The following is a 24,974-nucleotide window of genomic DNA, read 5'->3' as shown; positions in this document are numbered from 1 at the left end:
TTTATTCAGTGCCTTAGTTAAGTCGGATCCAGTAAACCGCCAAATCCATATCCCACAGGTTCTACATGGCTTTCATATTCACAAAAGTCGGGATGAGACCAACAAGACTTGGAAGAAATTGTTCACCACGAACGGTTTGTAGGATCTGACAGATCTGAAACTAGACTATTGCGCCACTGTTTCTGCTCCCCAACTGACTGAGTTTGATTCGCTATGAAAATCCTTAAAACCCAGACCCTGCGAGGCCCAAACTATTGGAGCATTCGCTACACCAATCTCATCCTTGTGCGTCTCGATTTGGAAGCGATCGCCAATACCCCTTCTAACGAGATTTCGGGATTCTACGACGGGTTGGTGGAAGTATTGCCCAGCCTTGTAGAGCACTTTTGTTCGCCAGGGTGCCGAGGTGGATTCCTTAGTCGGGTACAGGAAGGCACCATGATGGGCCACATCGTGGAGCACGTTGCGCTAGAGCTGCAAACCTTAGCGGGAATGCCCGTCGGCTTTGGCCGAACCCGCGAAACCTCCACCCCTGGGGTTTATCAAGTCGTCTTTGAATACGTAGACGAGCAGGCCGGACGCTATGCTGCCCGTGCCGCCGTTCGGTTATGCCAAAGCATTGTTGAAACGGGTCACTATTCGCCCGAAGAGTTGGAGCAAGACCTTGCCGATCTGCGCGAATTTGCTCAAGACGCAGCCTTGGGTCCCAGCACCGAAAACATTGTACAGTCAGCGGAAAATCGAGGCATTCCCTGGATGCCGTTGAGCACTCGTGCCTTAATTCAGTTGGGCTACGGCGTATACCAAAAGCGCATTCAGGCCAGCTTGTCTAGCAACACCGGAATTTTGGGTGTGGAGCTGGCCAGCGACAAAGAAGGCACCAAGCGCATGCTGCAAGATGCGGGCATTCCCGTACCGCGCGGCACCGTTATCTACTACTTCGATGAATTAGAGCAGGCCATTGAAGACGTTGGTGGATATCCCATCGTGATTAAGCCGCTGGATGGCAACCACGGTCGCGGCATCACCATCAACATCACCACTTGGGAACTCGCAGAAGAAGCCTACGACGCCGCCAAAGAAGCCTCCAAAACCAAGGCTGTGATTGTAGAACGCTACTACCGTGGACGCGATCACCGCATTTTGGTCGTCAATGGCAAAGTAGTAGCCGTGGCGGAGCGAGTTCCGGCCCATGTGGTTGGGGACGGCACATCGTCCATCCTGGAGCTAATTGAAGCCACCAACAGCGATCCCCGACGGGGTGCCGGACATGACAACGTGCTCACGCAAATTGAGCTGGATCGGGCGGCATTTCAAATCCTGGAGCGCCAAGGCTTAACCTTAGACACCATTCCAGCCGCAGGCCAACGGTGCTACCTCAAGGCCACGGCAAACTTGAGCACAGGCGGCATTGCCATCGATCGCACCGATGAAATTCACCCCGAAAACCTGTGGATTGCCGAGCGCACTGCCAAAACCATTGGCCTGGATATCGCAGGGATCGATGTGGTAACCGAAGACATTTCCCGGCCCCTGCGGGAAGTGGATGGGGTAATTGTTGAGGTGAATGCAGCTCCCGGTCTGCGGATGCACTTTTCGCCTAGCGAAGGCGTACCCCGCAATGTGGGAGAGGCGATCGTAGACATGCTGTTTCCGCCGGGAACCCCCACCCGCATTCCCATTGTGGCGATCACAGGAACCAACGGCAAAACCACCACCAGCCGTCTGATTTCTCACATTTACAAGCAGACGGGCAAAGTCGTGGGCTTTACCACCACCGACGGCATCTACATTGGGGACTACCTGGTGGAACCAGGGGACACCACCGGCCCCCAGAGTGCTCAGGTGATCCTGCAAGATCCCACGGTCGAGGTGGCCGTTTTGGAAACGGCACGGGGTGGCATTTTGCGCTCCGGGGTGGGCTTTAAGGAGTGTGACATCGGCGTTGTACTGAATGTGGCGGCGGATCACCTAGGAATTGGCGATATTGACACCGTGGAAGAACTCGCTCACCTGAAGAGTGTGGTGGCCGAAACCGCCAGCCCCAATGGGTATGCGGTTTTGAATGCAGACGATCCCCTGGTATCGGCTATGACTCAACGGGTGAAGGCGCAAGTGGCCTACTTCTCGATGAGTCCCGATAATGAGATTTTGAAGCGTCATACGCAACAGGGCGGACTCGCAGCGGTGTATGAGAATGGCTATCTCTCTATTTTGAAAGGAGATTGGACGCTGCGCATTGAGCAGGCGGCCAATGTGCCTTTGACGATGGGCGGCAAGGCTCCCTTTATGATTGCCAATGCGCTGGCGGCCTGCTTAGCGACCTTTGCGCAGGGAGTCCGCATTGAAGCTATTCGCATGGCGCTGGCGACGTTCCAGGCATCGGCCAATCAAACGCCGGGACGGATGAACTTGTTCAATTTAGGCTCGTTTCATGCGCTGGTGGACTACGCCCACAATCCCCACAGCTACGAGGCGCTGGGAGGCTTTGTGCAGAATTGGGATGGCGAGCGGGTCGGCGTTGTCGGGGGTCCTGGCGATCGCCGCGACGAGGATTTCATTACCCTGGGTCGCCTTTCAGCCGCCATCTTTGACCGAATTTTGGTGAAAGAGGATGACGACACCCGCGGTCGCCCCCGAGGCGATGCTGCCCGACTGATTGTGGAAGGAATTCGCCAAATTCAGCCCAACATGCGCTACGAGATCATTCTGAACGAGACAGAAGCCATCAATACTGCACTTGATCAAGCTCAAGAGAATGGGCTTGTAGTGATTTTGCCTGAAAGCGTACGGCGCGCTATCCAACTGATTGAGGCACGACGCCCCTTAGATGAGGCGATCGCCCTTCAATCTGTGGAGTTGTCGGAAGCTCCCGCAGAAGCCGTTACCGGAGAGGTTGTGGCCAGCACTATTGAGCCGCCCAGCAGCCCTAGCACAACAAACGGCTCTACCCCAGATAGTTCGGAGCTAGAAAAATACGTGCCCGGTGCCTAAACTGACTCGGGGTACATCATTTGCAGAGATTGGCAAAAATCGTGAATCCAAGCCAAGCGGGGCACTGGTTATAAACCTAGTGCCCCGTTTAATGATGGAATCCAGTTCGCCTGATGCAAATTGAAGACGTGGGATCGCCTTCTTTAGCCTTCCGTATCCGTATCCGACTCCTCTAGCTCATCAGGCTTGTTCATTTCTTCTTTAAAGCCACGCAGCGTTTTTCCAAGCGCTCCGCCTAGCTCTGGAATCTTTTTGGGGCCAAAGATGAGCAACGCCACGACTCCAATGACCGTCACTTCTGGCCAGCCCAAACCAAACAGCATGGAACACTCCTGTTGCAAATCCTTCCCTCAACTATACAACGGGAGTTCGACTGCCAATTTTCACTCAGAAAAAATCTCCCTTCCGTGAAGATGAGCCAGCCACCATCGTCGTATCGGCATTTCAGAAACTTGGCGATCGCTCTATGGCACCGGAAACGGCCCTGCTGCATCCAAAACCCACGCACTGGGATGCTGGGTAAAGCCAATCTTGGGATAGTAGTTGATGGCCTGGGGTGCCGCCAGCAAAATCAAGCTGGCGCGATCGCCCAACCGTTCCTTTGTTTTTTGAACGAGCTGAATGCCAATGCCCTGCCGCTGGTGCGATTGCCGTACCGCCAAGTCCGACAGATAAGCCACATAGACAAAATCCGTGAGCGATCGCGCAATGCCCACCAATTGCGCTCCATCCCATGCAGTCACTACCAAATTGGCATTCTGCACCATGGCCGCCATCACAGAGCGATCGTCAATGGGGCGGCGATCGCCCAGCGTTGAGGCCACATACAGCTCAATCACCGCATCTACATCTAAATCTTTTCCATCGCGAAACTCAATCGCAGCCATGAGTTCACCTCATTTCCCTCATGTCTATCCCCTTAGGCTTCTATCCACTTAGTCTATCGTCGAACCCGTTGCCAGCGACGCTCGTTGGCAACCCATGCTCAACAGAGGTGTCCCAATCCAAGCTGTCCCAATCCCAAGCTGCCCCAATCCACCTATCGAGCACCATCGCACGGTTCCACGATTGATTACAAAATCTGTAACGTCTCATATGCTGTTGAGTGCGGCTTTTAGACTGAAGAAGTAGCCCCAATCAATGTGAGGAGCCCTATGAAAAAGCTTGCTTATACCCTCGTTATCGCCGCAACTGTTGGATTGTTAGCCGCTTGTGATGGAACGCCCACCGCTGGCAACAGCCCCGAACCCACGCCACCCACCGCCACTGCCACCGCCACCCCGACCAGCGAGCCCACCGCTCCATCCGCCACTGGCAACACCGCCCAAGGCAACACGATCGAAATTGGTGACTACGGCTTTGACGATATCGCGCGGCTAGATGCAGCAGGCTGCGGCATGACGCTGTGGCGCGCCGAAGAGTCAACAGCGAGTGCTGGCGATCGCCGCTTTATTTTGCTGAACGGCCTGGATGACGACTCCATGATCATGCGCATTAACGGAGAAGATGTTCGCTTTAACCGCACTGCCGCCAGTGGTGAAGAATTTTATGGTCAACGCACCTCTCAAACATTTGTCAGTCAAAATGGCGGAATCACCGTCACAGCCAATGTAGAACTGGGTGAACGGGGAGAAATTGAATCGGTTGCCATTCGAGAGGGAACCGTCCGCGTTGAGCAAGGCTCAGCCGTGGTGGAGATTCCTGTTGCTGGCGACGCTGGGTGCTAAACCACACTCCCCCTCTCGTTTAATTAGGAATCCGTTATATGCGAAAGCCGTTGCCTCGAAACGTTCAGTCTGTAGCCTGGGTTGCTGTCGCTGTCTTGGGTGGCATGCTCGGCACACCCACCGTTGGTTTAGCCCAGTCAGCCGATGCTGTTATTTTGCAGCAGACAGGTAATCTAAAGCCTCAAGAGAGTACCCATATATTTAACGGCACCGCCAATCAAGCGGTGGCTATTTTTATGGCGGATGCGGCGTTTGACGGTTCGCTGGTGCTGCGTGGCCCTGACGGAGCCGAGGTTGCAAGCAATGAGGACTATGGACGGAGTCCCGATCCCACCATTGTGGTACGGCTCCCTGCTACCGGGGCGTACACCATTGTGGCGCGCACAGCCTTTGGGCGAGAGGGCGGTACCTATACCGTACGAGTTCGCGAGGCCACTGCCTACGACTTTGCCTATGCCGATGGCAGCACCAAATTTCAGCAAGGAGACTATGCTGGGGCGATCGCCTCTTTGCGCGAAGCCATACGCTTAGATCCCGACCAGCCCGCCCCTCACCTCGATTTGGCCGAGGCCATCTACGCCGAGGCCACCCGTCTCCAACCCGATGAATCTCGCGCCATTGTCGAGCATTACTTGCGCGCCGCTGACCTTTACGAGCGCCAAGGCAACATCGAACAAGCCACGAGCCTGCGCGAACAAGCGAGCTATTACGAGCAGCAACCCTAGACGCATTCTCAATTCACCCTCAACCCATCCCGTTAAAAACGCCAGATCTGCCCGATGGGCAGATCTGGCGTTGGTGCTATGAGCATTAACCTGTGATTCTAAGGCCAATTTTTTACTGCAAGAGTCGTCTGGAGGTTGCCCGAGTTATCACAAGACTTTCTGCATGGAATGTTGTGCAGCAGAGCCACACAACATTCCATCGTTCAAAAACCATGCTTCAAGCAGCGATGGGTGTCGGAGGTCTCGTGATCAGCATGTTGAGATGGCAGGGATTAACCGGGCTGCACTTGAGCACCATGGCTACGAGGGTCATCGCCTGCGCTGGATTTTGGCGCAATTGGAGCATCCACTTTGGAAGTTTGACCACTCGCTTTGGCAAAGGGTAGGGCGGCACCAGTGGCGATCGCATCCAAATTTGCTGCCATAACTGGGCGCGGTATTTCACCAATAATGTTGGCGATCGCTTCCCCATCCGCCGTCATAAATACGAAGTGTGGAATGCCATCTACCCGGTAGTTAAGTAGTTCGGGCAACCACTTGCTATTGTCCACATTGAGCATGACAAAGTTGATGCGATCGCCATACTCCTGTTTCAGGGCTAGCATATCGCCTGCCATTGCCTGACAACTGGTACACCAGTTGGCATAAAACTCCATCAGCGTAGGCTTATCGTTTTGCTGAGCCACTTCCAACGGAGTCGCTTCAGTCGCTAACGCTTCCAAGCTGCCGGTTCCCGTTTCTGTATTCAACCCAAAAAAGATAGCCACACTCAGGGCGATCGCCACCATAGCAATCAAAAAATTTCGAATTCGCGTTTCTGCACCGCTGGTTTGCGCTGCTGCGGAAGAAGCGCTCGAACCAACCGTCAAATCAGAAGAATTTTCAGCCATAGATACCAATCGATACCAGCAGAAGTCTTTACAATCTAGGGTAACGAGCGACAGCCCATTTTGGATCGAAATTGCTCAATCGCCAGCGCAACCTGTAAGCCCTACACGGGTTTTCTTACAGCTCAGCTCACTTACGAGAGCGCTCAGTCTACATCGCGGCAAATCCCCAGATCTACACCAGATCTACAATTGAGATCTGGCAGAGATCGCAGTCAGCAGTGCTGCAGCCGGGTTGCTGCACTGCCCTCGTGATTCATGCGTCGTTTTTGGTGCCACTTCTGTGAAAAAACGCGTTACGCTGACCTTCCCAAAACGTTCGGTTCACATGCCAGTCACCTATCGGCTCGCAAAGGATTTCAACGTTGCCGCAAATATTATTCGCGCTCAGGTGGCTCCTAACCAAATTGGGACTTTAGTGGTGGAGCTGTCGGGCGATATTGACCAGCTCGATGCCGCATTGGACTGGTTGCGATCGCTTGATATTGAACTCTCTACCTCAAGCCGCGAAATTTTGATTGACGAAGATGTGTGTGTACACTGTGGCCTATGTACAGGTGTATGCCCGACCGAAGCCCTCACCCTACGTCCTGATACCTTCATGCTCAACTTTACGCGATCGCGCTGTATTGTCTGCGAGCAGTGTATTCCAACCTGTCCGGTTCAAGCCATTTCTACCAACTTGTAACCAGCGTGAACATCTCTGTCAAAGCGGCCCCATTCATTTCACTACTGCTGCTGCTAGGAGCCTATAGCTCTTTTAGCTGGCTGTTATACAACCTCACCGTGCCCAAGCTCGCATGGATTATGGTAGCCATTTTCGCGTTGGGACAAGCCCTCTTGCTCACCACATGGTCACAAGGGTTACGCGGCTTTCTCTGGCGTTGGATCAAGTCGGACTTAGGCTACTTCTCCATCATTCTGCTGCTCACCATATCCATTGTGTTTGCGATGGTGTGGTATAGCGTTTTTGAATACATTTTGCTCGTCCTGGCAACCGAAGCCTTGGCCCGGCTGGATTTGCAAAATGCTGGGTACAATCGCTGGCAGTCGCTTTTTATTTTGACCGTGGTATCAGCACTGGGCTTGGCCGTAGGCTGGACGGCCACATTTATGCTGCCTGCCCCCACCGTCGTTGGCTAATGCAAGGCTTGTTCTAGCACGAATGGCACGCACAGCCATCCATCCCGTTGCGTCAAGCATCCTCACGACGATGCCGTTTCGACCTGATTCAGCAATCGCTCAAAGCGGCGCTGGGCCACGTGCAATGTCGGCTCAACCGGAGTTTGGGCGTCGGGGTTGGCCGCATCAGCCGCGGACCCAACCGGGGCACCCATCGTTTTAACAGTGCCGCGCAATCGGTGCGATAGCAAAATCGCCAATGCTCGATAAAACCGACAGCCAAACCCTTCATCTTGCTGTAGTTTTTCAGAGAGGAGCGATCGCGGAATCGCCAAAACCATAGAATTTTCCAACGTTTGTACGGTTGCAGAAGGCGGTTGTGAATCAATAAACGACATTTCGCCCACAACATCCCCGCTAGACAGGCGAGCAATTTGCCGACCTTCTAGTGCCGAAATCGAAACCACAAGCGTTCCATCTAGCAAAATGTACAGCGTATCGACCGGGCGGCCCTCGTGAATGAGAATCGTACCCGCTGGAACTTCTTCTTTTTTACCGACCTCAACGAGCCAATCCAAATCGGCATCGTTGAGCTCTCCCAGCAAAAACAAAACTTTTTTCATTGCGCCACGTCCCTAGTGTAGAGTCTGCCATTCAGACCAGTTCGCTACGAGATCACTAACGCACCCTGAACACCAAGAGCCTGTGGCCCCTGCTCGTAACCCCAACTATCTTTTATTACCAAATCATTACAACGGTAATCCGCAGGATAAAGGAGTATTTTGTTGAGCTTTACACAATGATAAAGACAAAGCAAGCTGCTCTGCAATTTGGAACCGAAGCCAAAGTCCCCACGATGCTTGGCTTGACTTGGCCTTGGGGATATTGCGACCTCAGGCTGGCCTGTAAACCTATGCATTTCATAACAGAGATAGAACACACGAAAGCGAAGCTATAGATACAATTGTGTGTTGGTACTTTTCGCTGGTTAGGGGTTATCTAAAACGGTGCGGCTCGTGTGACGCTACGTTTTAAGCCACAAGCGAGATCGTTCGTATTCCACAGCGAGTCCCAGCTCTCGGTCGCCCCAGGTTCATTTCAGAACCGCTCGGTACAGTGGTTCTTTGTCTGGCACAATCGTCGCTCTATCGTTACAGCTCCTGTGATACACCAGTAGCAAAGGTTGAACCAGTGCTCATTGGCTGAGCACACCCGCTCTCGCGATTGGTTCTCTCACAACAAGCATCAGCTTTCGCAGGATGGTTGAAACCACAAGTCGCGCCGGTCTGCAACTGATAGCACCATTGAACAGTCTTGTTTCAAGACTCGTAACCAACCCCATCCTGCTGCCGTTCCCTCTTAATCTAGAGTTATGCCCTCGATCGCCAAGTTACCCACGTCATACCAGCCCCAAGATGAGCTGCCGTTGGCTTACCAACCCGATGCGGCTCAGCTTGACAATATCAAAGCGCATTTGGATTTGATATTGCTCGCTCTAGAGGCTCTGGCAGATATTGGTTCGGATGCGATGCTGCGTGCAGCAGAAGAGCTGAAGCTGACGGAGGTGGTGGCAGACCGAGTAGCACTCTGGCGATTGCGGCAGTCGAGTCCCTTACGCAAGGGGCAAGGGCGCAAACGGATGGATATTGAGGAGGCGCGATCGCTTGTGATGATTATTTGCCATTTGGCAAAGCAACAACAGGAGTTAATCCGTCGTGCTGTTACGTTGTTGGAGCAGTTAACAGAACAAAATCGTGCTCCGTATGAAGCCGCTCTACTAGGCGACTACATCGATAACTTTAACAACACTTATCAAGAGCGGATGGAAGAAGATGAGCATTCTTCTCCAGACCAACTCACCTACTTGTCTCTTAAACTGTTGATTGATTTGTTGTTTTATAGTGCGCCCAATGGTTCGCGGCGGCTCTGGTTGGCCTTGCTCGATCGAGCGAAATAATCAAGCTGGCGATCGCCTCTCAGTATTGCTCACAAAATTTGTCTACTCTGCCCCGATTGCTCGTTCTGCCCCGATTGCCTGCTCTGCCCTGATTAATATCAGCCTAGACAGGCTCAAGCAAGCAAATTTTCTATCCCAGTTCCAGTTCATTCGCTGTTGTTTTACTCGTTGTTGACCTAGTTGTTAGCCCATGTCCACTTCCGTTCTGCGTCGATACACTCCACCGACCTGCACCCTCGAAATTGCGGCTGCACGGTCTGCGCTGTCTAGCTGGACGGATCGGACGGTGATGAAAAACCTCCGGTTTAGCCTCAGTTTGGATGACCCCAAATTGCCTGACCATCAGCAGATTGTGGTATCTGGCGATCGCACCCAGCTCGAGGCCCTCAGCGATACGGTGAGAATCTATGTGCAGCAATTGCTAGAACCAGATGCGGCGCGATCGCATCCAGCCTTGCGACAGCTATCGCCCACCAGCACCCTGCTGGCAACCGAGCACCAGCCCACCACACTGCAAGCCCCTCAACCCCAAATGGCCATGGCAGGGCGTACCGCTGTGGCTCCTGCGGCCTCGTTTACAGGCATTCGGCTAGAGCCCGTGGGGCTGTTGTCTCATATTCTGCACTTCGGATCGCTCGCCACTGGCGATGTTCCCGCTTCGGTTCGGCTGAGTGCAACCCAACTATTTGACTTGGCCAATGCGCTCGATGAGTATGCAGCCGAGGCCATGGCGTTGCCTGGGGCAGAGCGCTCTGGCAGCCTCAGCCGCGTTGGTTGGATGCGGGCCGCTGCGGTGCTGGTGCTTGCCTTGGGCGTGACGGGCGGCGTCACCAAGTTTGTGATGGATATTAGCCAATCCCCAACGGCCACAGTTGCAACCAGTGAACAAACCGCGCCCCAATCAGCCCGACTGGAGTCAACTCCTGCAAATGGGGCGATCGCCAACACAACTCCACCTCAAACAGCACAGGCCACCCCTACTCCCAACGGCTTCCCACCCTTGCCACCGCCCGGCACCCGTATTCCCGTCCCCCAACCAGTGCAGCCACCGGCTGGCAACCTGCGACCCATCCCCAGCCAACAACCTGGAGGATTTGCCCAAGCACCACGGCAACCAGTCCCCCAACCCCAAGCCGTCCCAACTCCTCAAAATCAAGTTGCACTGGCCCCAGCAAACAGACCCGCCCCCCTACAGGCAGCCTCACCTTCTCAAGCCCGCCAGCTTGAGCCTTTTACCCAAGGTGACTTAAATCCAGATGCTGCATCTACGAGGCTAGGCACCCCAGAGAACGCTGCCTCTGCGGAAGCGGGTGGCTCTGCCCCAGCAGATGCTAGCATTGCCGCCGCCGAGCCAACGACTACATTTCGGCCTCGCACAAATACCAATCCCCAGCTGGCCGAAGCCGAAAGCTACTTTCAGCAGCGTTGGCAACCCCCCGAAGCCCTTAACCAAACCCTGGAATATCGCGTACTCGTCAATGCCGATGGCACCGTACAGCAAATCGTTCCATTGGGCCAGGTTGCAGGCACTTATATTGACCGTACCGGAATGCCTCTAATCGGCGAAGCTTTCGTGTCGCCAACCCCAACCGGACAAGAGTCTTTAATCCGAGTCGTGCTAGCCCCCAACGGCAGTGTTCAAACCTTTTTAGAACCGCTCAATTAGCGCTCCTGGGTTGTGTTTCACAGTTGTGTATGTGTGGGTAGAAGGGCGGTGGAGCCGCCTTCTACCCACACATACACATATCTAGAACATTACTAAGATCCTACTTTCAAACTCAGTTCGACCGACATACATGCAGCGAAATCGGTAGCGACGAGCTTTGTGACTCAGCGTTAAACCTAATGTCTGTTTCGATTATGGGCATTTTTGCGTGCGTATTGCGCACGCAAAAATGGGCTTTTGTGAGGTTTGCGCGGCGCGCAAACCTCACAAAAGCCCTTAACCAAAACTGACGTTAATCAAGAACAACTCCAGGAAGAACTCAGCCTCCCTTCGGACCGATCATTTTACTGCATCTGCTTCTCTTTCTGGCGCTCTTCAGAAAACGCTTTCAAGCGAGAAACAACGTTGTAAGCATCAGGGCCGGGCTCATCCTGGGAGTTGGCTCCATCTCGCTGACCACCAATGGCTTCCCATGCCTCTAGGCCACCTTCAATCACGGCAACCTTCAGGAAGCCTGCATCCCGTAGCATTTGAGCAGCTCTCGACGCTTCTTCATCGCTGCTACCGTAAACGTAAATATCGCGTTTGGTAGCCAGATTATCTTGCATACTGTCGGGCAAGGTATCGATAGGAGCGCTCATCGCACCCTGAATACAGCGGCTACGGAAAGATGCCAAATCACGCACATCCAAAATGGTGAGGCCAGGTTCACCCCACATTAGCCGAGTTTTGACCTCAACTGCTGAAACTCGGGAGCTTGAAACGGAAGCAGTTGGTGTGGGAACAGGTGCTTTGTTGGCTACGTTTTCCTTAAACCCATCTTTGGCATTTGCCACAGCATTTTCTTCACGCTCGTGGGCAGCTTGGAACTCATCGTGAGCTTGCTGTGCATTGCTTTCAATGGTTTCGGGGTTCATATTTTCTGGATTAATCGGATTGTTATCCATCATGATGTGATGTCTCCTTATGGTCTTTTCTCATGTATCAGTTAAAGTGTAAAGAAAGCATCAACTTTTATTCCTCGCTCTACAGAGATAAACTTAAGAGTTGGCGTCAAGAACGAGTTCTTTTTGTTAAAAGTTGCATCCACAAACGGTTTAGTTATTCTTCAACCAGTTAATATAAAAAGCCTTCATACCTGAGTCATACTTCTATAGTCTGTTGATTAAATCTTTTTTCAACATTTATTAGGCTGATACTTTCGGTTGTGTTTGATAGATGAGGCAGTGGATGTGAACAAGGAACAAGGAACACAGTCTCTTTCCCAAATCCACCATCCATACAGCTGACACAACACCTAATGATTCCGCTGCCTTGAGTTTGGGCTGAGGCAACGATATTGCCTTGAAAAGCAAAAAACTCGTTGCACCAATTTCTTGTGCAACGAGTTGTAGAGAGTGCAAAGAATTAAGGGTAAAACGCTACTTGCTAGCCGCAGCCGCAGAGCGCACCGTTGTTGCCGACACCTCCAGCGGCATGTTCAACACCCACTGCTTGCCTTTGTAAAACAGCAGTTGATACACGTGCAAGCTGCCATATCGGAACGAAGCCTCGAAGGATTGCAAATATAGGTACCACATGCGGTAGAACCGCTCGGTATATTTTGGATCGAGCGCTTGAATGTGATTCCAATTTGCGACAAAGTTGTCGGCCCAGTACTTGAGGGTTTCGGCGTAGTGGGGCTTTAGGTTTTCGCAGTTAGCAACGGGAAGCTTGGCAAGGCGTAGCTCGCGCGACAGTTCGTGTAGCTGCGGCGCACAGCCCCCTGGAAAGATGTATTTATCGACCCAGGCACCATTGCGCTCGTTGCTTTCGGTGACGATGGTGTGCAACACGCCAACACCGTTGGGCTTCAGCAGCTCAGCTGCTTTTTGCATGAAGGTACCAAAGTTATCTTTGCCTACATGCTCAAACATGCCAATGCTGACAAACTTGTCGTACTGGCCGGTGATTTCGCGATAGTCCACAATTTCGATGGAGATGCGATCGCTCAATCCTCGTTGGGCAATGCGCTCTTTGGCCAAAGCCGCCTGCTCCAAACTAAGCGTAATGCCCGTTCCACGAATGCCATAGTTTTCTGCGGCGTACACCAGCATGCCGCCCCAGCCACAGCCAATATCAATCAGCGTTTCGTCTGGTTTTAGCGCGAGCTTTTGACAAATCAGCTCGTACTTTTGCCGCTGCATTGTCTCTAGCGAATCGGTTTCGTGAATGCGGTAACCGCAGGAATAGGTCAGGGTTGGATCCAGAATTTTTTGATAAAAGTCGTTGCCCAAATCGTAGTGATACTGAACGTTTTTGCGACTATTTTGAATCAGCGTTGGCACGGTTAATAGCCGCTGAGTCAAGACTTTGAAAATGAGCTGTGGCGTGACCAGGGATGTTGCCTTGGAATACACCTTGTTGCGATAAAACAGGCCAATTAATTCCACTAAGTTGTTGGAGGCTTCATCCCACCAGCCATCCATGTAGGCTTCGCAAAAGCCCAAGGCGCCAAAGGTCAACACGCGATCGTACGTGTCAGGATTGCGAATGATGAGATGAACCTGCGGCTGCGAATCGGGATTGCCAAAGGTCGATATCTGCCCTTTTGGATTTGTAACCGTAAGATAGCCATCTTCAATGAGGCTAAATAGCCCATTTAAATACCGCTCACCTACTGATAGCTGCCCCATTATGCAAACCCTCCTGTAACCAACTTGCAGATTCTAATATGGCTGCCTGGGAGTGTGGCGCTGGGGTGTGCCGCCTATTGGTAGACCTGGGGAAGAAGAGGTGAGCGATCGCACCTGACGTTACTGCCACACAAGCAACTCCAAGACCTTATGGCTTGGCTTCGGCCCCTTGAACATTTCCTTGATCGGCGGTTCGATCGAGGCCATCCCTGGAAGCATACACATAATGCTGATTCAACGGATAGGGCGAAAAGGGACTTTGCTCGGTGAATACATCAAATCCGTGAGTGTTGAGCAGGGTGCAAATCCGCTCCAAGCGGCCATCAATATCGTGAACTTCCAGCACCACTTGCCGAATCTTGGGCCAATCTTGCTTGCCAATGCCTGCCAATACCGAGTATTCTTCGCCTTCCACATCCACCTTGAGCAGGTCGATGGTCTCAAGGGCCAAATCTTGAATAACAGAGGAGAGCGATCGCAACTCTGCCTTCAGTTTCTCCCCTTCAAACAAAAACTCCACCGTTTGTTGGCCCAGCGCATCGCCCAGCACCTCCAAATGCTCTTGCTTTTCCTGAGGATGAATGGTGGAGTTTCCTGGCAGGTTAGGGTAGTAGGTAAACTCCACTTCAGTTTGATTGTGGGTGCTAATGCCATAGTTCAACGCTGTGACGTTTTTAGCCTGATGCAAATCCAAGTTGAACTCAAGCACCTCAAAAGTCGGCAGCATCGGCTCAAAACTATAAATTGTGCTGTGGGGATAGTTTTGGCTTAAATACACCGCAAATAGACCAATATTTGCCCCCACATCAACGATACAGTCGCCATCCTTCAGCGAAATTCCACGCCGCAAGTAGTGCTTTTCGGTAAACACTTCGGCGTAGATCCACTCGGTTTCTTTGGCCGACAGGCAAAAGCAATCCAATCCATTGGGCAACGTAACGCGCAGCATGACCACCCTCATCGGTCAGAGTCCGTCATTACTCTACCGGACAGTGGTTACGCTAAAACGCGGCTTATTTTTTCTTTTTCTTCGCGTCGGCTTTCTTTTTCTCGTCAGATTTGGAATCCAGCTTGCTCATTTTTTTGGCTGCTTTATCCAATGAGCCTTCGATCTTGGCATTAAAGCCATACACTTCGCGGCTCCCGGCCAAAGCTACTAATGTGACTTCTTTTTCATCGCCAGGTTCGAACCGCACTGCGGTGCCAGCCGGAATATCCAACCGCATGCCCAACGACTGCTCGCGATCGAACTGGAGGGCGCTGTTCACTTCAAAAAAATGGAAATGGGAGCCAACCTGAATCGGGCGATCGCCCGTGTTGGCCACGGTAAGCGTAACCGTAGGACGACCGGCATTGAGTTCAATCTCACCGGCATCAACAATCAGTTCTCCAGGAATCATGAGGGTTCACCTAGATAGAATTCTCAACAGCGAATTAGCGAATGGGATCGTGCACTGTCACCAGTTTGGTGCCATCGGGAAACGTCGCTTCTACCTGCACTTCGTGCACCATCTCTGCAATTCCATCCATCACATCCTCTTTGGACAGTAGCGTGGTGCCATAGGTCATGAGTTCGGCCACAGTCCGCCCCTCACGCGCCCCTTCCAAAATGGCAGCAGAAATGTAGGCCACGGCTTCTGGGTAGTTGAGCTTAAGCCCTTTGGCTTTGCGACGTTCAGCTAAAAGTGCAGCGGTAAAAATGAGCAGCTTGTCTTTTTCTTGCGGAGTCAGTTGCATAGGTGTGGTTGGTGAGTCGGGCGCAACCTGAGGGAGATCAGGGTAAACAAGGGAACGAGATAAAGATAGCAGGCAAATGGGATGAACCCGGCATTGGTGCCCAAAATTGTAGCGGGAACCAGCCCTGCAATATTCCAGGGAATTAACGGAGAGATTACAACTACCGTATTTTCTAGGTCAAGCGCCAGATTGTCGCCATTGGGCTCGGTTTCTTCATACTTCTTCTCAACGATGTGCTGAGTGAGCAGAATGGCGATGGTTTGGGTGCAGCCAAAGGCGGCGGCTGCGGTGCCAATGATGCAGGTGCCCAAGAAGCGATCGCCCTTCGTTTTTGCCCGCTCCACCACGGGTTCGATGCGATGCAGCACCCCAGTCCCAGCAAAGATGCCCACAAATGCTGTAGAGATGACCACCACCAGCGACACCCGCAGCATGGCCAGCAAGCCACCCCCTAGCAAAATCGGGTTCAACGGGGAGGACTCGGGCAACCGAAAGCCCAACGTAAGGAATTGGGCAATCTGAAGCAGCGTGTTGTGTTGATAGAAGTAGGAAAGGGCGATCGCCACAGCCGTACTCACCAGCATGGAGCGCTTCACCTCGATCTGCCGCAGCGACAGCACCAAAACGATCCCCGCAGGCAGCAGAGCCAACGGACTTACTTGAAACTCTGCCGGAATATCCGTGAGCAAGCTCGACTGGGTCAGCGAAACCGGACTCAACCACGACACAACGGTATAGATTGCGATCGTTGCCGCCAGCGGTAGCAGCGAACTCTGCCACATCCGCCGAATGTTGCGATATAGATGCGTCTCTGTGGCGATCGCCACCAACACCGCACTGGATGACATGGGAGAGGCGCGATCGCCCACATAGGCTCCTGCAATAATCGCCCCCGCCACCAGATGGGTCTGCATTCCACCCCCATCTCCCGATGCCATCATCATAAGCGCCACACCAATGGTGCCCACCGTGCCAAACGACGTGCCAATCAGTAGCGACACGCCACTACTCAGCAGAAACGCCACCGGCACAAAGCTGCGCGGATGCACCACCTGCAACCCGTAATACATGATCGCCGGAACCGTTCCCGCCGCCATCCAACTCGCAGTCACCGCCCCTATCAGCAGCAGCACCGAAATCACCGGAAAGGACTTTTTTCCACCCGCGATCGCCATCCTGCCCAACTCCCGCAGCGTAAATCCATGCCGCATCAGCACCAACATGAATAGCGCCATCGACACCAGCAACGGATAGGCCACGAAAACACCCTGAAGCGCACTCCAGAGCAGCAGACCAAAGGACAGGAGAAGGGTGACGAGCATGAGGAAGGGGAAGAGGGAATCGGGAGTAGGAAGTGGGGAAGGGGCTAGGAGTTAGGGGTTCGGGAAGGCTGGAGTCGGCTTCTAATGTGAGGAGGCATGGGAGACAGAGATAACCAGAATTCATCGCAAATCCAAAATCCAAAACCCTCACAGCATTCAGACTTGCCTCACTGTAGAAACCAACCGGGGTTGCCAACAACGCACAGGGTGCATTTATTCCATTCATATAATCGATGGATATAATTCCGGGCATCGGTCATGGTTGAGGCGTAGCGCAGTGGGCATCAGAAAACCGATGGGCCAATTGAGTGATAGCAATCTCAAAATTTCGCAGTTGCGCTCGTTTGTCGCAGTGGCGCAGTCCGGTAACTTTACCGTCGCATCGCTGGATTTGGGTCTATCACAATCCACCGTCAGCCACGCGATCGCCACACTAGAAGAAGAACTGGGTGTGGTACTCATGAGCCGAGGGCGGCATGGCGCAACCCTAACTGCGATCGGTCAAGAGATATTGGTTGACGCTCAACACATTCTGCAACTGCTGGATTCCATGCACCAAAAGGCAAATCGCGATCGCGGCCTCGAAAGTGGTCAAGTGCGGATTGCGGCCGTTCGGAGTGTGGCAACTCATTTGCTTCCCAAAGTCATTGCCCGATTTCGGCAAACCTTTCCCAATATCACCGTCACCATTACCGAGCATCCGGTCTATACCGTGGTCGAACAGGCGCTCAGCGAAGGACAAGCTGACATTGGCTTCACCATTTTGCCCACCACCCACAACCTGGATGTATGGGAAACATTTCGGGATGAATTTGTGGTGCTGCTGCCGCCAGAAAGCCTAACAAACGACGCACCCCTCACTTGGGAACATCTTTCCAACCTGCCGATGATTACCACACCCTCGGCACCGCCCCACCGTCACACTCGCGTTATTACAGAGCATTTGGAGCAATTTGGTCAGCAGCTTAAGGTCGCCTACGAAGTGCAGCAAGATTCTACGGTGATTAGCATGGTGCAGCAGGGCTTGGGCGCAGCCATCATGGCCCGTCTCGCTGCCGAACCCATCCCTCCCGATATCCAAGTGCGCAGTTTGCCAGTCCCGTTAGAACGAGTCATGGCGATCGCCCTTCCTGCCGATATGTTGCTCTCTCGCGCCACCTTTGCCTTCCTCAACGTCCTCAAAGCAGTGTTTCAAGACATGCAGCTCATGGACGTTCCCACCCAGCGATCCCCAGGAGTTGTATCATCGCAACGTTCATAACTCACCCGTTCACATCCCATCATGAAATCTGGATTTTGAATTCTGTGTGATGGAGCAGTCGTGGGAATACTATGCAAACACTGTTTCAAAACTTCCATGCTGCAAGACCCATCCAGCCCAAACGGCCTATTCTCTCCAACACAAACCTTGTTTCAAAAGCAGCCAGAGTGCGATCGCTGCTGCTTTTACACTCGCAATCCGCTGCTTTACTGTGCCGTACATCCCATGGGTAGCGATGGCGTTTGCTCCACTTTTGAAAACGACCCAGCCGTTGATGCAGAAATTCAAACCTATCAGCAAAAACAACAGGAGCAATGGGCAAAGGAAAGCAATTGAACCAAGCTACGTTGTCAGCAACATTCAACACCAGTGAAATTCAACACAACATCACGGGGCCATCGCCTATCACTCCCTAAAAATAAACCCTCTGAAAGTTCTCACTTTCAGGGATTCAGTTTAATAAGCGGGCACGGGGAATCGAACCCCGATCATTAGCTTGGAAGGATAAATACAATCCTTATACATCAATGCTTTTAGCGATCGCGCACAAAAATTACACCCAATTTACACCCAAAATTTCAGCTTTACCATTGCTTAATATTTGAGTTTGAATATCTGACACCGGGTTCCATAGTGATGGAACTCCTGTTTCAAAGCAGGACGATAGGCCAACTTCATTTCTCTGTTGTGGGCTCGACCTCAGATTTGCTTTTCTGTCGTTCTCTTACAGCGGCTTCAAGCAAATAGCCCACGAGATTGCTTAGGCTACGCTTTTCATCTGTAGCCCACTTCTCAAGCTCCTCATAGACCGGATCGGGTAAATAGGCGGCTAGTCGCTTCATTTCCATCATCATGCCTTCACCCATCCATCAAACCACTTTTAGCCGTTGAAGGGTCACTCTAGCCAAGACTAGACCTTATGTGGCCTAATATGACACAAATACATATCAAATAAGTGCTAACATCCAAAATCAAACCCCACCCGCTCGTTTGGAAGGCGTACGGATGGGGCTATCCCACAATGGAGATAAACCTATGATGACAGATGTAAAACGGGCTGATTGTTCGGTTGATCCAGCTTTAGCCAAAGTGCTGGCTGAGGAGATTCCTCAACCGTTGATCGATTTGCGCGATCGCCCCTCACCTGAGATTTTGCGGGTGCTGGCGATCGGCTCTCCTCAGGTAGTGAACAATTTCGTGATGTCTTTATTCCAGCTTGGTTATGCTCGACCAGAGGAATGGTCGAGGCAGTTGCCCACGATTAACCCTGGTGAGGTTATGCGAATCCTAACCAAGCGAATCGTAACTTCTGAGTAAATGGGCGAATAACTGCTTTTGCTGCAAGCCCAGTCTATTGGCTGGGCTTTTTTGCGATCGAGCCTTTGGCTTAGTCCAAAAGCTTGAGCAGTTGAGTTTGGCTGCGCCAAAGTTGAACTCTGCCGTTTCTGTAGACCTTGGCGATGAAGGGAGCTTGGTTGCCTTTCGCAAACTTCTCTAACTGGTTAAGGGATTTGGCAAACAATGCTGCCATCTGCTGACGGGTAAGGTTGCCCGAAACCAATGAGAAAACTTTGACATTGGCACTGGCGATCGCCCTCAACTCCAGTTCGTTTGTCCCGAGTGCTTGATCTTTTGTCAGCACAATCCAGCCGCGATCGCCTACGATAGGAAGCCAATTGACATCGAGCATGTTTTGGGCGAAGTGATCGCCATGATGCTCAACTTTGGCACCCGCCACAATTAACGCACTTGCAACTGACTTACCAAGGCACCAGTCAATAAAAAAGGTAGGGCGATCGGATGCGGTCACGCGGCGCGATTTTGAGCTTCAAACTGAATAGCGGCTCTTACCTGTGCAGGAGTGCAATCGAATTCGTCTGCAACGTCTTCGATTTCATCCCCAGCATCGATAAGGCTAACGATGGATGCTGTCGGAATGCCTGTCCCTGCAATTACAGGCTTACCAAACCGAATGGCTGGATCAAGGAAGATCACCTTCTCCGATTCGGGTACGGACTCAATCAACGGGAAAAAGCGAGTTGCAATTCCCTCTTCATCCCACTCAACGCGAGTCAGCAGATGCTTTAAGGTTTCACGCATGGCAAGCTGACCCGAGCGGGAAACGTTTACCAGCCGATCCATTTGGTCTACAAACAGGTCAACTCCATCGGTTTGAAAACGCTTCATGACGAGTGGGTGAGCGGTATCAAACTGCTGGCTCATGTAGTCCAAAGCTTTGCGAACCTTGTCTAGCTTGACTCCATGAGTTGCTCGAATAATTCGCAGGACGTGAGCCTCTACCAAGTTGGTAAACGAAAGCTGAGGCAAGTTTGGATCGGGACGCTGAATTAACGGTTCTAAAGCTGGCTGATCGTTATTGTCAGCACTAGGGCGGCTCTTCAACCACGATCGCAGCGTTACAACGGGGATGCCCAAATACCGGGCAGCATCCGTAACCGGATACGCCGGAGTATTGTAAATATCCTCATCCCACTTCACCATCAGTTGCTTACGCTTTCCATTCCCGGCAGAACTTTCTCTACATTTTCTCAAATTTCACTTGTATTAATAGTGTCTGTTTAGCTGAATTATATAATTGCACCTATTTGATTAGTGCTAATATACTATCTTTACATGCGAGCCACGTTAAAAAATAGCATCAAACTAGTGTCTAAGGCATACATTATTTATTGCGACGAATCCATTAGCGAAGGACGTTTTTTCTCAAACTTTTATGGAGGAGCATTAGTTCGTTCTGAGGATCTTTTTGAGGTGGAGACGATCCTTAACCAAAGAAAATCTGAACTAAATTTACAGAAGGAATTAAAGTGGTCAAGAGTCAGCTCCCAATATCTTGAAAAATACCAAGATTTTATTAACACGTATTTTGATTTAATTGCTTCGAACAAAATTAAAATCAGAGTGATGTTCACGCAGAATCGATACAAACCAACTGGATTGAGCCGTGAACAAACGCAAAACTCGTATTTTTTGCTATATTACCAATTTTTAAAACATGCTTTTGGGTTGTTATATTCTAATCCCAAGCAGGAACCAGTTACACTTCAAATCAATTTAGATCAGCTACCTGACACAAGGGAGAAATCAGCTACTTTTAAACAATATCTGCTGGGATTGAACAACAACAAGCAGTTTATAGAAGCTAAGATTCGATTAAAGCTTGACCGAATTTCAGAAATTGATTCATCTAAACATACGATTATTCAAGGTCTAGATATTATTTTGGGTGCAATGGCTTTTAGGCTTAATGATATGCACCTGGAAAAACCTGATGGAAGCAAGCGTAGAGGCCAAAGAACAATTGCAAAGGAGAAGCTGTACAAACAGATCAACCAGCGAATCCGTGAGATCTATCCTGGATTTAATATTGGCGTTTCAACAGGAGATCAGAACGATATTCAGAACCGATGGCGGCATCCCTATCGGCACTGGCTGTTCATTCCATCCGAATATGAAATTGATACAAGCAAAACAAAATGAAACCCCATTGTTGCTATGCCGTGGGCCGATCGCCGAAGCGATTGCCTTTAGCGTATCCCAAGTGGAACTTAGGACTTCGCAAACAATAGGGTCTATATAAATTATCACACAACTGTTTTGATGGCACATCAGTGCTATATCAGTTAACTAGGTGCCCATGGGCCAATGATGGATTCGCCACGGGATTCTTTTTCCGCAAGTTCTAGGTTGAGGGCAAGCAACTTTTCCAGAATGTCATCATCGGGGCCAAAGCCATAGGCTTGCATCACCAGTGCATCGAGCTGTTTGTGGAGCTTGTAGAGTTGGCTAGCAGGCTCATGAAAGTAGGCATTGTAGAGTTTGGTAATGCCCCACTGCTTTTGCTCCATTTCCTTGCTGCGATATTCATGAAGGGCGATCGCCCCCGCCCGAATTTTCTCAACCAAACCCTTAGATGGTATTTGAGGAAAAGGAAAGGTTTCAAAACATGAGTTATGGGTGTAAGCAATATCAGCTTTCAGGGTGGATTTTTGAGCATGCAACCACACTCGATGCATAGCAGAATTTAAGATGCCAAATATGTAGAAGTCTTGAGATAGAATAACTAACGTTTTATCTCCAGGTAGCCATTCTGTTGGAAACTTAATGAAAAAAGCCCATTTTGAAACACGTGGAACTGCAAAACAATAATCTAGCTTTCTTAGAGCTTTTCTCATTTCTGGCCGATTTCTTTCATACAGCCACCAACGTTCACTAATCTTCTGATACTTGCTTGTCTGTCTGACTGGCTTAACATAAGCTTCGATATGCCTAAATGGAGCAGAATAACTGCTAGCTTCTTCAATAGACCTCCAATCAAAATCAACAATCCATCTATCAGGAATTCCATGAGGATTAGCAGCCAAGTTCTTTCCCATTGAAAATTTCTTAAGCACCTGGCTGTTGGACTCTTTTTCTAAAATCCATTCCACTGCTTTATTCTCAGAAACAATAAAGTCTTTTCCATAAGGCTTTACTCCTTCGAAGCAAGTATTCTTATTAGCTTCAATTCTGTGAGCGCGAGATACATCGATTGAAGATTGAAGAGATGAATTAATACTTAGAACTTCTTTATTATCCAAATAAGATATTTTGACAGGATGCTTACACCAGTTAACTAAACTGACATGAACATTGGCGTCTCCAGACCACGGCTGACTGGATGTTGCTTCGTAAATCCATCCATTGTGATTGACAATGTATTGCAAGGCAGCACTTCTGCTTTGGCCCTGGCTAATTGTATTTGTTCCAACTAAACCAGCTCTACCATGTTCATGCAATTGATTGTGAGCAAGACGAAACCAGTAGGTGCAAAAATCCACCTGTCCTTTAACCTCTGGAAAAAAATGAGAGATTTTTGTAAGGTACTCTTTGCCAAGCTCTTGACGGATTCGATACCCACCAAGAAATGGCGGATTGCCTATAATCGCATCAGCTTTGGGCCAATCGGTGAATAGTGCATCTTTGCAGACGATATTTTGATCGAGTGTGTCCAGTGGTAGCGCAGGCTCAAACAATCCCAAACGATCGATCGCCACTTTTCGTGCAATCATCAGCGTTACTCGGGCTAGTTCCACCGCAAAAGGATTGTTATCAATCCCAAAAAATTGCAGCGGAGTGACAAAGCTAAGTTGCTGTTGGTCGCGGGGCGATCTACGCCGTTCTGCAATTTTGTCGAGCAAATCTTGCTCAATTTGCTTGAGTTCCTGATAGGCAATGTACAAAAAATTGCCCGATCCACATGCCGGATCTAACACTCGATAGGTTTGCAATTCCAGTTGCAGCGCTTCCAGTTCTGCGATCGTATTTGCCTGTTCAATTCTCTCTTCCCAATAGCGCGAAATCGTTGGGCGAACGATCTTCATAATGTCTGCCTCGGCAGTGTAGTGAATGCCGTGGGCGTGGCGTTGTGCCTCATCAATTGCCGATTCAAAAATATTGCCAAAAATTGCAGGACGTACCTTGCTCCAATCCTCCAGAGAGGCAACTTCTAAAATTTTTAGCTCTTCTCGCGTCAGTTCAATTTCATCAATGGTTGCAAACAGCCCACCATTAAAATAATCCACCCCTTGAAAGCGTCCAGCAGGCGTAATGCCCGGTGTATTCATGTGGCGAAACAGCCCCGTTGATATCACATCAAACGAGCTTTCACCCGCGATACAATCCTGCACACATCGCACAAATAGGCTGTTGGGCAACAGTCCCCGATCTTCGGCAAACATCGCCAACACGCATTGCAGCACAAACCGCTGAGCAATTTGGCTGGCCTCTGCCTTATCCAGTCGTAAGGAGCGCATGAGGCGATCGCACAATGCCGGATACAGGTTTTGCCCCAACCGTCGCGCCGCCTTTTCTGTCACCTCTACCTGATTGTTCTTAAAAACAGGCTTTCGCTCGTTCAGCTCCATAAAGCCAAACACACTGGCGCGATCGGGCAATTGCGCCAACGCCACCATATCGATCGGCGTATCGATCTGGAGGTCAAAGTCATAAATCCAAAACTCATCAAAATTGCACAGCATCACATAGCGAGGCCGATTTGGAACTGCCCGTTGCCAATAGTCAAACGCTTGGGAGTAATGCTTGCTCAGATCGGCTCCCCGCTTCTTCATCTCGATCAGTACACGGGGCTTCCAAACTAAATCTGCAAATCCTGTTTTGCCCTTCTTACTACCCTTCTCAATCCGCTTCTCGTAGGTCGCCCCGGCTTCCATCGCTCCCTCATGCCCAAACGCCCGAAAAAAGCGATCGAGGAATGTTTGGGCTTCACTCTTTTCATCTCCAGTGATGTGGGTTTTGCAGAATTGGACAAACGTTTGGAGGCATTCGGCAGTATTGCTCATCGGCAGTCAGCAAGGGGGGAGTATTCGCTTACTCAGTTTTGGCAGAATTTCTACAAAACCATCAATCGGGGTTAGCGTTTGACGTAATTTGTGCAGAAACGCAACATTTCATCATGGCTTGGAACAGAGCGTAACGAGCTGTAGCCTGGGCATTTTGACGGCTTGTGGTGCTGTTTCATAGCAATTTAGGGAATGCTCAATACGGGCATTTGCCTCAAAACTTGCCACACCTTTCGTCTGAAAGGATGGCAGGGCATTTGCTGATGATGTTTAAGAGCAAGAAGTGAAGCGCTAATGGCTATCGATCCTTATGAGCCAGAATTGGCAAAACGGCAACGGGCATTTCAAATTGCCACGAAACAGCTCAACGAGTTGTTGAATTGCAATCTGAGTCTTGGCAACAATGGGAGCCCAGAATTTGTCGACAGATTTAACAACTCAGTAGAGGCTCTGAGGGATTACGAGCACTACGGTAGAGAGTTGGCTGAGTGGATCGCCCAGAAGCAGTAGGAGAGAGCGATCGCTCAACGGATCAACAG

At 50.8% G+C, this 24,974-nt stretch carries 26 protein-coding genes; 12 read left to right on the top strand and 14 right to left on the bottom strand.

The features are described from left to right. The first annotated feature begins 213 nt into the window (after nucleotides 1-213). The gene (gene cphA, locus ACQ4M4_RS16515; protein ID WP_430685539.1) at nucleotides 214-2,994 is read left to right on the top strand and encodes a cyanophycin synthetase; all 2,781 of its coding nucleotides are present in this window, start codon (nucleotides 214-216) and stop codon (nucleotides 2,992-2,994) included. A 143-nt stretch (nucleotides 2,995-3,137) separates the two neighbouring features. Here cphA and tatA read toward each other — a convergent pair whose 3' ends face one another. Together tatA and ACQ4M4_RS16505 are read right to left on the bottom strand one after the other, a co-directional pair. Next, the gene (gene tatA / locus ACQ4M4_RS16510) at nucleotides 3,138-3,317 is read right to left on the bottom strand and encodes a twin-arginine translocase TatA/TatE family subunit (protein WP_430685538.1); all 180 of its coding nucleotides are present in this window, start codon (nucleotides 3,315-3,317) and stop codon (nucleotides 3,138-3,140) included. A 141-nt stretch (nucleotides 3,318-3,458) separates the two neighbouring features. Then, nucleotides 3,459-3,881 carry a GNAT family N-acetyltransferase gene (locus ACQ4M4_RS16505; protein WP_430685537.1) on the bottom strand — a complete coding sequence of 141 codons (423 nt, stop codon included), beginning with the start codon at nucleotides 3,879-3,881 and terminating at the stop codon, nucleotides 3,459-3,461. Between the two features lie 267 nt (nucleotides 3,882-4,148). On the opposite strand from ACQ4M4_RS16505, the gene ACQ4M4_RS16500 reads away from it, so the two are divergent. After that, nucleotides 4,149-4,721, top strand: a complete 573-nt coding sequence (locus ACQ4M4_RS16500) for a hypothetical protein (RefSeq protein ID WP_430685536.1) — start codon at nucleotides 4,149-4,151, stop codon at nucleotides 4,719-4,721. Between the two features lie 38 nt (nucleotides 4,722-4,759). Then, the gene (locus tag ACQ4M4_RS16495) at nucleotides 4,760-5,446 is read left to right on the top strand and encodes a tetratricopeptide repeat protein (RefSeq protein ID WP_430685535.1); all 687 of its coding nucleotides are present in this window, start codon (nucleotides 4,760-4,762) and stop codon (nucleotides 5,444-5,446) included. A gap of 272 nt (nucleotides 5,447-5,718) precedes the next feature. Here ACQ4M4_RS16495 and ACQ4M4_RS16490 read toward each other — a convergent pair whose 3' ends face one another. Then, nucleotides 5,719-6,336: a thioredoxin family protein gene (locus ACQ4M4_RS16490; protein WP_430685534.1), complete on the bottom strand. Its 618-nt coding sequence runs from the start codon at nucleotides 6,334-6,336 to the stop codon at nucleotides 5,719-5,721. A gap of 280 nt (nucleotides 6,337-6,616) precedes the next feature. Here ACQ4M4_RS16490 and ACQ4M4_RS16485 point away from each other — a divergent pair, with 280 nt between their 5' ends. Together ACQ4M4_RS16485 and ACQ4M4_RS16480 are read left to right on the top strand one after the other, a co-directional pair. Continuing rightward, entirely contained in the window at nucleotides 6,617-7,021 is a 405-nt protein-coding gene (locus tag ACQ4M4_RS16485; protein ID WP_430685533.1) for an NIL domain-containing protein, read from the top strand. A 5-nt stretch (nucleotides 7,022-7,026) separates the two neighbouring features. After that, entirely contained in the window at nucleotides 7,027-7,476 is a 450-nt protein-coding gene (locus ACQ4M4_RS16480; RefSeq protein WP_430685532.1) for a hypothetical protein, read from the top strand. A 62-nt stretch (nucleotides 7,477-7,538) separates the two neighbouring features. Here the strand turns inward: ACQ4M4_RS16480 and ACQ4M4_RS16475 are convergent, their stop codons facing one another. Beyond that, nucleotides 7,539-8,078, bottom strand: coding sequence for a cyclic nucleotide-binding domain-containing protein (locus ACQ4M4_RS16475; protein WP_430685531.1), 540 nt, complete (start codon nucleotides 8,076-8,078; stop codon nucleotides 7,539-7,541). Between the two features lie 749 nt (nucleotides 8,079-8,827). On the opposite strand from ACQ4M4_RS16475, the gene ACQ4M4_RS16470 reads away from it, so the two are divergent. Then, nucleotides 8,828-9,412, top strand: coding sequence for a DUF3038 domain-containing protein (locus tag ACQ4M4_RS16470; RefSeq protein WP_430685530.1), 585 nt, complete (start codon nucleotides 8,828-8,830; stop codon nucleotides 9,410-9,412). 190 nt (nucleotides 9,413-9,602) lie between these two features. Beyond that, the gene (locus ACQ4M4_RS16465; RefSeq protein WP_430685529.1) at nucleotides 9,603-11,078 is read left to right on the top strand and encodes a DUF4335 domain-containing protein; all 1,476 of its coding nucleotides are present in this window, start codon (nucleotides 9,603-9,605) and stop codon (nucleotides 11,076-11,078) included. A 344-nt stretch (nucleotides 11,079-11,422) separates the two neighbouring features. Here the strand turns inward: ACQ4M4_RS16465 and ACQ4M4_RS16460 are convergent, their stop codons facing one another. The 6 genes from ACQ4M4_RS16460 to ACQ4M4_RS16435 all read right to left on the bottom strand — a co-directional run bounded on the left by ACQ4M4_RS16460 (nucleotide 11,423) and on the right by ACQ4M4_RS16435 (nucleotide 16,812). Beyond that, entirely contained in the window at nucleotides 11,423-12,028 is a 606-nt protein-coding gene (locus ACQ4M4_RS16460; protein ID WP_430685528.1) for a rhodanese-like domain-containing protein, read from the bottom strand. A gap of 471 nt (nucleotides 12,029-12,499) precedes the next feature. Next, nucleotides 12,500-13,753 carry a class I SAM-dependent methyltransferase gene (locus ACQ4M4_RS16455; RefSeq protein WP_430685527.1) on the bottom strand — a complete coding sequence of 418 codons (1,254 nt, stop codon included), beginning with the start codon at nucleotides 13,751-13,753 and terminating at the stop codon, nucleotides 12,500-12,502. 148 nt (nucleotides 13,754-13,901) lie between these two features. After that, entirely contained in the window at nucleotides 13,902-14,702 is an 801-nt protein-coding gene (locus ACQ4M4_RS16450; protein ID WP_430685526.1) for an FkbM family methyltransferase, read from the bottom strand. Nucleotides 14,703-14,766: 64 nt separating this feature from the next. Then, nucleotides 14,767-15,153 (bottom strand): urease subunit beta, encoded by a 387-nt coding sequence (locus tag ACQ4M4_RS16445; RefSeq protein WP_430685525.1) that lies wholly within the window; start codon nucleotides 15,151-15,153, stop codon nucleotides 14,767-14,769. 34 nt (nucleotides 15,154-15,187) lie between these two features. Then, nucleotides 15,188-15,490, bottom strand: a complete 303-nt coding sequence (gene ureA / locus ACQ4M4_RS16440; RefSeq protein WP_430685524.1) for an urease subunit gamma — start codon at nucleotides 15,488-15,490, stop codon at nucleotides 15,188-15,190. Continuing rightward, nucleotides 15,481-16,812 carry a Na+/H+ antiporter NhaC family protein gene (locus tag ACQ4M4_RS16435; RefSeq protein ID WP_430685523.1) on the bottom strand — a complete coding sequence of 444 codons (1,332 nt, stop codon included), beginning with the start codon at nucleotides 16,810-16,812 and terminating at the stop codon, nucleotides 15,481-15,483. Before ACQ4M4_RS16435 ends, ureA begins: the two co-directional genes overlap by 10 nt. A 295-nt stretch (nucleotides 16,813-17,107) precedes the next feature. On the opposite strand from ACQ4M4_RS16435, the gene ACQ4M4_RS16430 reads away from it, so the two are divergent. Together ACQ4M4_RS16430 and ACQ4M4_RS16425 are read left to right on the top strand one after the other, a co-directional pair. Continuing rightward, entirely contained in the window at nucleotides 17,108-18,073 is a 966-nt protein-coding gene (locus tag ACQ4M4_RS16430) for a LysR family transcriptional regulator (RefSeq protein ID WP_430685522.1), read from the top strand. A 96-nt stretch (nucleotides 18,074-18,169) separates the two neighbouring features. Then, nucleotides 18,170-18,409, top strand: a complete 240-nt coding sequence (locus ACQ4M4_RS16425) for a hypothetical protein (RefSeq protein ID WP_430685521.1) — start codon at nucleotides 18,170-18,172, stop codon at nucleotides 18,407-18,409. Between the two features lie 338 nt (nucleotides 18,410-18,747). Here ACQ4M4_RS16425 and ACQ4M4_RS16420 read toward each other — a convergent pair whose 3' ends face one another. Then, on the bottom strand, nucleotides 18,748-18,939 hold the full coding sequence (locus tag ACQ4M4_RS16420) for a ribbon-helix-helix domain-containing protein (RefSeq protein ID WP_430685520.1): 192 nt from the start codon (nucleotides 18,937-18,939) through the stop codon (nucleotides 18,748-18,750). Nucleotides 18,940-19,108: 169 nt separating this feature from the next. On the opposite strand from ACQ4M4_RS16420, the gene ACQ4M4_RS16415 reads away from it, so the two are divergent. Further along, entirely contained in the window at nucleotides 19,109-19,390 is a 282-nt protein-coding gene (locus ACQ4M4_RS16415) for a hypothetical protein (RefSeq protein WP_430685519.1), read from the top strand. A 70-nt stretch (nucleotides 19,391-19,460) separates the two neighbouring features. Here ACQ4M4_RS16415 and ACQ4M4_RS16410 read toward each other — a convergent pair whose 3' ends face one another. Together ACQ4M4_RS16410 and ACQ4M4_RS16405 are read right to left on the bottom strand one after the other, a co-directional pair. Then, nucleotides 19,461-19,883, bottom strand: a complete 423-nt coding sequence (locus tag ACQ4M4_RS16410; protein ID WP_430685518.1) for a hypothetical protein — start codon at nucleotides 19,881-19,883, stop codon at nucleotides 19,461-19,463. After that, nucleotides 19,880-20,575, bottom strand: coding sequence for a DUF433 domain-containing protein (locus tag ACQ4M4_RS16405; protein WP_430685517.1), 696 nt, complete (start codon nucleotides 20,573-20,575; stop codon nucleotides 19,880-19,882). Before ACQ4M4_RS16405 ends, ACQ4M4_RS16410 begins: the two co-directional genes overlap by 4 nt. Nucleotides 20,576-20,740: 165 nt before the next feature. Between ACQ4M4_RS16405 and ACQ4M4_RS16400 the strand changes: the two genes are divergently transcribed. Beyond that, entirely contained in the window at nucleotides 20,741-21,574 is an 834-nt protein-coding gene (locus ACQ4M4_RS16400; RefSeq protein WP_430685516.1) for a DUF3800 domain-containing protein, read from the top strand. A gap of 143 nt (nucleotides 21,575-21,717) precedes the next feature. On the opposite strand, the gene ACQ4M4_RS16395 is transcribed toward ACQ4M4_RS16400, so the two are convergent. Continuing rightward, nucleotides 21,718-24,435 carry a DNA methyltransferase gene (locus tag ACQ4M4_RS16395; protein ID WP_430685515.1) on the bottom strand — a complete coding sequence of 906 codons (2,718 nt, stop codon included), beginning with the start codon at nucleotides 24,433-24,435 and terminating at the stop codon, nucleotides 21,718-21,720. Nucleotides 24,436-24,729: 294 nt separating this feature from the next. Here ACQ4M4_RS16395 and ACQ4M4_RS16390 point away from each other — a divergent pair, with 294 nt between their 5' ends. Continuing rightward, nucleotides 24,730-24,945, top strand: coding sequence for a hypothetical protein (locus tag ACQ4M4_RS16390; protein WP_430685514.1), 216 nt, complete (start codon nucleotides 24,730-24,732; stop codon nucleotides 24,943-24,945). Nucleotides 24,946-24,974: the final 29 nt, after the last annotated feature.

This window comes from Leptolyngbya sp. AN02str (genome assembly GCF_050565595.1).
In the GTDB taxonomy this organism is placed as follows: domain Bacteria; phylum Cyanobacteriota; class Cyanobacteriia; order Elainellales; family Elainellaceae; genus Kaiparowitsia.
The sequence above is the reverse complement of the archived record's forward strand: the minus strand, read 5'-3'. Positions and strand labels throughout refer to the sequence as shown.